Consider the following 6,383-nt stretch of genomic DNA (forward strand, 5'->3'; position numbering starts at 1 on the left):
AATTAAACTTTTTTCAGGTTGGGTGCCGAGTGGGCTAAAGTTACGCCCTGCATTTTTTCCAACACGATTATCGACCGATGAATCCGCTAAGCGTTCTGCGTGACTCCTTGTATTTCTTCCGCCGCCACCTGCTGAGCATCGCCCAGCTTTGCTTGCCTCTGGTGGTGCTCGAAGCACTCTTTACCCAGTTGCTCTACCAACAACTGGGTAAAGACGCATCACAGGCCTACGGCATGCTCGCCAGCCTGTTGTTCTATCCACTGTACAGCGCTGCGCTGATTCTTTACCTCGACACGCGCAGTAACGGTTACACCCCGCTCAAACGCAACTTGCTGGCAATGGCCCTGCGCCTGTGGCCGTCGTTCGCATTGATGGTAATGCTCAGCTCACTGCTGATCATGGCCGGCGCGGCACTGTTCATCATTCCGGGCATCTGGGTGATGATCAATCTGGTGTTCGCCGAATACCTGCTGGTATTGCGCGGCTTGCCGCCGATTGCCGCCATGCGCGAAAGCTTTCAGATGGCCAACGGCAATTTCTGGCGCATCTTCACCTGCATTCTCGGGGTTCTCGCCCCTTTGTGGTTGATCGACGGCTTGAGCCAGATGCTGGTTCCGGAACCTGCGCCTGTGCTCGAACTGGTGCTTGATAGCGCCAACAGTTTCCTGCAGCTGTTCAGCACCGTGGTGATGTTCCGCCTGTTCATGCTGGTTAGCGAACCTGAGGGCGAGCCCCCTACGCCCTGAACAGTCAAGGAAGTATTTCGGACTCCAATCTCCGTTTACCGAGTTCCACAATGCGTGCGAGCAGCGAATTGCTGCCGTCGCTAAAACTCGTGAAATGAGTAGAGAAGGAAATCCTCATGACTGATGCTCCGAATGAAACGCTGTATGCCGAAGAAATCTCGTCGTTTCGAGGCATGATCTACATGCTCAAGAATGGCCGCGAGATTCCACTGCGCCTCAGTCGCGCCCAAGACAAATTTACCTGGGGCGTTACCCCCGAAGACGGTTGGCTCCAAGCAGGCGGCAATCAAGAGCCGCCATTGCTTACCTTCAATTTTCATTCGCAGACTGAAGATCGCCTGCACTTCAACATTTCCAGACCCGGGCAAACCGGCCCACAGTATCTAGGCATCAGTCGTAACGGCTACCTGGGCCTTTACGAACACGCTGAGGTCACAGACTACTGGAAGCTCGAACCGCTGGAGTGGACTGAAAAGGGACTGATTTGCCGCTGGCGCGACCACCAGGGGCATCAGGTCAAAGCCATTGCAGACACCCCCCATCTCGACCGTGGCCAATACTTCCTTCTGAACGTCACCGAAGGTGAAACCCACCGGTTCCTGATCAGGCGAATCGACTGATCAGACTACTTGCGCGGCTTGGCTCGCGCCGTAGCCTCTGCCACCAGAGGATCGTCCGGCCAGTAGTGCTTGGGATAGCGTCCTTTCAAATCCTTCTTCACTTCGGCATAGGTAGTGCGCCAGAAATTGGCGAGGTCCTGAGTCACCTGAACCGGGCGCCGCGCAGGTGACAACAGGTGCAACAACACCTGCTGTCGACCCTGGGCGATGCGCGGGGTGTCAGCCAAGCCGAACAGCTCCTGCAGGCGCACGGCAAGAATCGGCGGGTGTGCGCTGTAATCCAGGCGGATATTTGAGCCAGATGGCACACTCAAGTGAACCGGCGCCCACTCATCCAGGCGCTGGGGCAACGGCCATGGCAGCAGGTTGCGCAGTATTGACGGCAGGTCGAGCTGGGCAAAATGGCTCAGGCGTGTAACGTTGCCCAAGTACGGTTGCAACCAGTCCTGCAACGTCGCCAGCAAAGTAGCGTCGCTCAAGTCCGGCCACTCGCTGTCATTGCCTGCCTGCAAGTCAAGCTGGCGCAACAGGGCAATGCGCGCCTGCCACTGGCGCAGTTCCGGGGTCCAGGACAACAGCGCCAGGCCCTTGCGGCGAACCAGGTCGAGCAACGCCCGAGCGCGAGCATCTTCAGCCAGTCCCGTCAGCGCTTCGCGACTGAGCACCAACTCACCCACCTTGCGCTGACGCTCGGCGCGCAGCGCATTTTCGCGCTCATCCCAATCGAGAATATCCAGGCTACGGACTTGCTCGGTCAGAACCCCGTCGAACAATGCCGGGTCAAACTCGGCAGCCAGGTAGATCCGCTCTTCACGCTGTCCCTGACGACTGCCCAGATCCGCGACCACCAACCACGCACACTTCATCAACGCGTCAGGCTCGGCAAACAGTGCCGCACGGCCGTTGGCCAGACGATACTCACCGCCTCCGGCACGCCGCTGCTGAGCAACCCGGTCCGGGTAGGCCAGCGCCAACAAGGCGCCAAGCCAGCGTGGATGTTCGGGATCGACAACGGCTGAGCCAGGTTTACCGCGCAGGTAACCGCGGTACTGACGCGCCAGTTGTCGGGCACGCTGGACCCCACCCTGCCCGCCCCGAGTTGCCCGCGTTTCACCGCTGAGCAACGCCAGGCGACTGTGCAGGTCTGCGCCGCCACCGCGCACGATATCGCGCTCGCCAAGCAAGGCGGCAACGTCGCAAGCCATGTTCGCCAAGCCCATATCCTGGCCACGCAGTAGCAGATGAGCGATGCGCGGATGCGCGGGTAGTTCGGCCATGGCCTGACCATGAGTACTTAGACTGTCCGGGCTGTCGGCCTTGAATGCGCCCAGACGCTGCAACAAGTCCAACGCCTGGGCGTACGCGGCCGGCGGCGGCTGATCAAGCCAACTCAACTGCTCCGGGGTAACACCCCAACGGGCCAGTTGCAGGGCGAGCCCGGCAAGGTCGGCCTGCAGGATTTCGGCGCTGCCGTAGGCGGCCAGTTGATCGTGCTGGGCTTCGGACCACAGTCGGTAGCACACCCCCGGTTCAAGCCGCCCGGCACGACCGGCGCGCTGGATGGCACTGGCCCGGGAAATACGTTGGGTATTCAGACGAGTCATACCGCTGCCAGGATCGAAACGCGGCACCCGTGTCAGCCCGGCGTCGACCACCACTCGCACCCCATCGATAGTCAGGCTGGTTTCGGCAATATTCGTCGCCAGAACGACCTTGCGCTTGCCCGCGGGTGCGGCGTCAATGGCGGCACGCTGTGCATCGAGGTCCAGCTCGCCATACAAAGGGCACAAGAGGATGTTTTCACGCGTACCCAAAGCATCTTGCAGTGACTGATGCACCCGGCGAATTTCCGCCTGACCGGGCAGAAACACCAAGACGCTGCCACTTTCGTCAGCAAGGGCCTGCAACACGGCATCAACAACACGCGGTTCAATGTACTCACCCGGCTGAAATGGCCGCCCCCAGCGTACATCCACGGGATACATGCGCCCCTCGCTGCTGATCACTGGCGCGTCATCGAGCAGGCGGGACAAGCGCTCCCCTTCCAGCGTCGCCGACATCAACAGGATTTTCAGCGGTGGCTCGTCGCGCAACAGCTCTCGGCCATTGAGGCTCAGAGCAAGAGCCAGATCAGCATCCAGGCTGCGCTCGTGAAACTCGTCGAAAATCAGCAAACCGACACCTTCAAGTGCCGGATCCGCCTGTAAGCGGCGGGTGAGGATACCCTCGGTAACCACTTCGATACGGGAGTTGGGCCCCACCTTGCTGTCCAGACGAATCCGATAGCCCACGGTCTGCCCGACCTGCTCACCCAACTCACTGGCAAGTCGCTCGGCCGCTGCCCGCGCCGCCAGGCGTCGAGGTTCGAGCATAAGAATGGTCTGGCCGCTCAACCACGCTTCATCAAGCAGCGCCAGCGGCACACGCGTGGTCTTGCCGGCACCAGGTGGCGCTTCGAGTACGGCCTCATGGCGCTGGTTCAAGGCCTGGCGCAAAGCGGGGAGTACGGCATCGATCGGTAACGAAATCATGGTGGCCCTCAAACAATGCGCCGAGTATAACGGCGAACCGAGCCTGGCTTATCATGGTCTTAGCTGTAGATGCCGGCTGTTTGCCTGTATCGTTGTGGCCCTCATTCGGAGATTTCCATGCGTATTCCTTCTCGTGTCATTGGCGGCGTTCTGGTCGCCACCCTGCTGACTCAACTGACAGCCTGCGGCACGCTCTTCTACCCTGACCGTCGCGGCCAGATCGAAGGCAAGATCGACCCGGTAATCGCCGCCATGGACGCCATCGGTATCCTCTTCTATGTGTTGCCTGGGCTAATCGCCTTTGGTGTCGACTTCGCCACCGGCGCCATTTACCTGCCACACGGACGTACCGCACAGGTTGCTCCGGAAAAACTCCACGAGGCGGTCACAGCCGACGGCAAGGTCGACAACAGCAAGCTGCAGGCTATCCTCGAGAGCGAACTGGGCCAGCGCCTGCCGCTGAACGATCCGCGCCTGATCATGCACAAAGGCAGCGTTGAACAACTGGCGATGTACGGCCTCAAGCCCGCCGCCTGAATACTCAAAGGATGCCCACGGCAGCATGATTCCTTCGGCTGAACACCAACGCCTGCTACGCCTGGCCACCCGTGCTTCATTGACGGTGGCCAGTATTCTGATCCTGACCAAGGCCGTGGCCTGGTGGCTGAGCGGTTCGGTGAGCATGCTCGCCGGTTTGACCGATTCGGCGCTAGACGGTGTCGCCTCCTTTCTCAATCTGTTGGCGGTGCACTATGCCTTGCGCCCGGCCGATGACGATCACCGTTACGGACATGGCAAGGCCGAAGCGATGGCAGGAATGGCCCAGGCGCTTTTTATCGGCGTCAGTGCCGTGCTCATTGGTGTACAGGCGGTCGAGCGCCTGCAAAATCCGCAACCGCTGGGCGACACGACCATCAGCATCGCGGTAATGGTGCTGTCGCTGGTCCTGACCATGGCGCTGTTGATGCTTCAGGCAAAGGTGATTCGCGCAACCGGCTCAACCGCGGTTCGCGCCGACTCGCTGCACTACCGCTCCGACTTGCTGCTCAACGGCAGCATCCTCATCGCCCTGGTGCTGGCACGTTTTGGCTGGCCACAACTGGATGCCTTTTTCGGACTCGGCATCGCCCTGTACATTCTCTGGAGCGCGTTGCAGATCGCTCGGGAAAGTTCGGCAATCCTCATGGACCAAGAGCTGCCCGGCGACATCAGTGAGCAAATGCTGACGTTGGTCTGCAACGTGCCCGGTGTACGTGGAGCCCACGACCTGCGCACGCGGGTTTCGGGTAATCATTGGTTCGTACAGGTGCACCTGGAACTGCCGGGCGATTTACCCCTGAATGAGGCTCATGCACTGTGTGTGCAAGCCTCTGCAGCCATTCGAGGCAAGTACCCAAAGGCAGAAGTGCTGGTGCATGCTGATCCGGTGACGTGAGCGCCCACAGGTTGCACCTGTCTGCTAAGCGTCAGTTGACGCTGTACCCACGCCCACTCAGGCAAGCGCCCAACGCCCGTCGATACCCGTCCGCAACCTGGGCCGGGGGTGCATAGCTGGCCGTTGCCGGGTCAAAACCAGTCTGCTGCACTGCCCAGCGATGGCACTCATAGCGGTCACGGTCGAGCTGCTCCGGACTCTGGCCGGCAGCCGGATAAGCGACAACATCGTAGCCATTACCGTTACCCGAAGTCGGCGGATTGACCACCACATATTCGTTGCTGTCCTGCAAATATTGGTAGTAGGTGCCCGCCGCCAGAAAAAACTGCGCGCCGCCTACCCATACTTGGCGGGCATAGTCCGGCAAGTAATTGACCCGCGCCCCATACGGCGGTGTAACCACTACATAACGCGGCCCTTGGGGGCGATACCAATAGCCCCCGGAATAGAAATAGTCGTGGCCGCGATAAGGCACCTGCCAGTACTGCTCGGGAAACCGATCAATCACATGCCCCGGCCGATACTGCGGCCCTGGGCCCCAACCATTACCCTGCCCGTCCGGTCGCCCTGGCCAGCTTTGCTCATGGGGACGCTGCCCGGGGCCGCCTGCCTGGTAGTAACGATTGCTATCGTTGCGTCGAGGAATATCCTGGTAGTACCCGGTACGCGGCTCCTGGGTTTGCCGCACCTCGTCCGGGCGCGATTGCAGCGGCGATCCGCCTTGCCCTTCAGCCAACACAGACAGGCTCGTGCCAAGCAAACCAATACCGGCCAGATGCCAGATGTACGACTTCATACAGTTCCTCGCGGGGCCTTGAAAATGGACCTGAACACATCTTTCAGTCCCTCTGGCATGAGATATCGGCTGGAAGATGAAAAATTGCAGGCAATAAAAAAGGTTGTTCATGGAATTCCGGGAACTACGCACCGGGGCCTGCTAGCGAGTGAGCACCGGCATGTGGCTCGAATGGCGCTGGACATATCCGTTTGTTGGGGTGGCACTACTGGCCGGCTTCGCTTTTACGGCGACCCACTTTCGTCGGGGTGTATG

The 6,383-nt window shown here is 60.1% G+C and carries 6 protein-coding genes; 4 read left to right on the forward strand and 2 right to left on the reverse strand.

The features are described from left to right. Positions 1-77 precede the first annotated feature (77 nt). Positions 78-746, forward strand: coding sequence for a hypothetical protein (locus V0R60_RS26455; RefSeq protein WP_330080946.1), 669 nt, complete (start codon positions 78-80; stop codon positions 744-746). A 116-nt stretch (positions 747-862) separates the two neighbouring features. Continuing rightward, the gene (locus V0R60_RS26460) at positions 863-1,366 is read left to right on the forward strand and encodes a hypothetical protein (RefSeq protein ID WP_136474364.1); all 504 of its coding nucleotides are present in this window, start codon (positions 863-865) and stop codon (positions 1,364-1,366) included. A gap of 5 nt (positions 1,367-1,371) precedes the next feature. Here the strand turns inward: V0R60_RS26460 and hrpB are convergent, their stop codons facing one another. Continuing rightward, positions 1,372-3,897, reverse strand: a complete 2,526-nt coding sequence (gene hrpB, locus V0R60_RS26465) for an ATP-dependent helicase HrpB (RefSeq protein ID WP_330080945.1) — start codon at positions 3,895-3,897, stop codon at positions 1,372-1,374. 117 nt (positions 3,898-4,014) lie between these two features. On the opposite strand from hrpB, the gene V0R60_RS26470 reads away from it, so the two are divergent. Both V0R60_RS26470 and V0R60_RS26475 read left to right on the forward strand, forming a co-directional pair. Next, positions 4,015-4,434, forward strand: coding sequence for a polyribonucleotide nucleotidyltransferase (locus V0R60_RS26470; protein WP_136474362.1), 420 nt, complete (start codon positions 4,015-4,017; stop codon positions 4,432-4,434). Between the two features lie 25 nt (positions 4,435-4,459). After that, the gene (locus tag V0R60_RS26475) at positions 4,460-5,332 is read left to right on the forward strand and encodes a cation diffusion facilitator family transporter (RefSeq protein ID WP_330080944.1); all 873 of its coding nucleotides are present in this window, start codon (positions 4,460-4,462) and stop codon (positions 5,330-5,332) included. 31 nt (positions 5,333-5,363) lie between these two features. Here V0R60_RS26475 and V0R60_RS26480 read toward each other — a convergent pair whose 3' ends face one another. Then, positions 5,364-6,128 (reverse strand): DUF6515 family protein, encoded by a 765-nt coding sequence (locus tag V0R60_RS26480; RefSeq protein ID WP_330080943.1) that lies wholly within the window; start codon positions 6,126-6,128, stop codon positions 5,364-5,366. Positions 6,129-6,383: the final 255 nt, after the last annotated feature.

It is taken from the genome of Pseudomonas auratipiscis, assembly GCF_036324085.1.
GTDB classification, from domain to species: domain Bacteria; phylum Pseudomonadota; class Gammaproteobacteria; order Pseudomonadales; family Pseudomonadaceae; genus Aquipseudomonas; species Aquipseudomonas auratipiscis.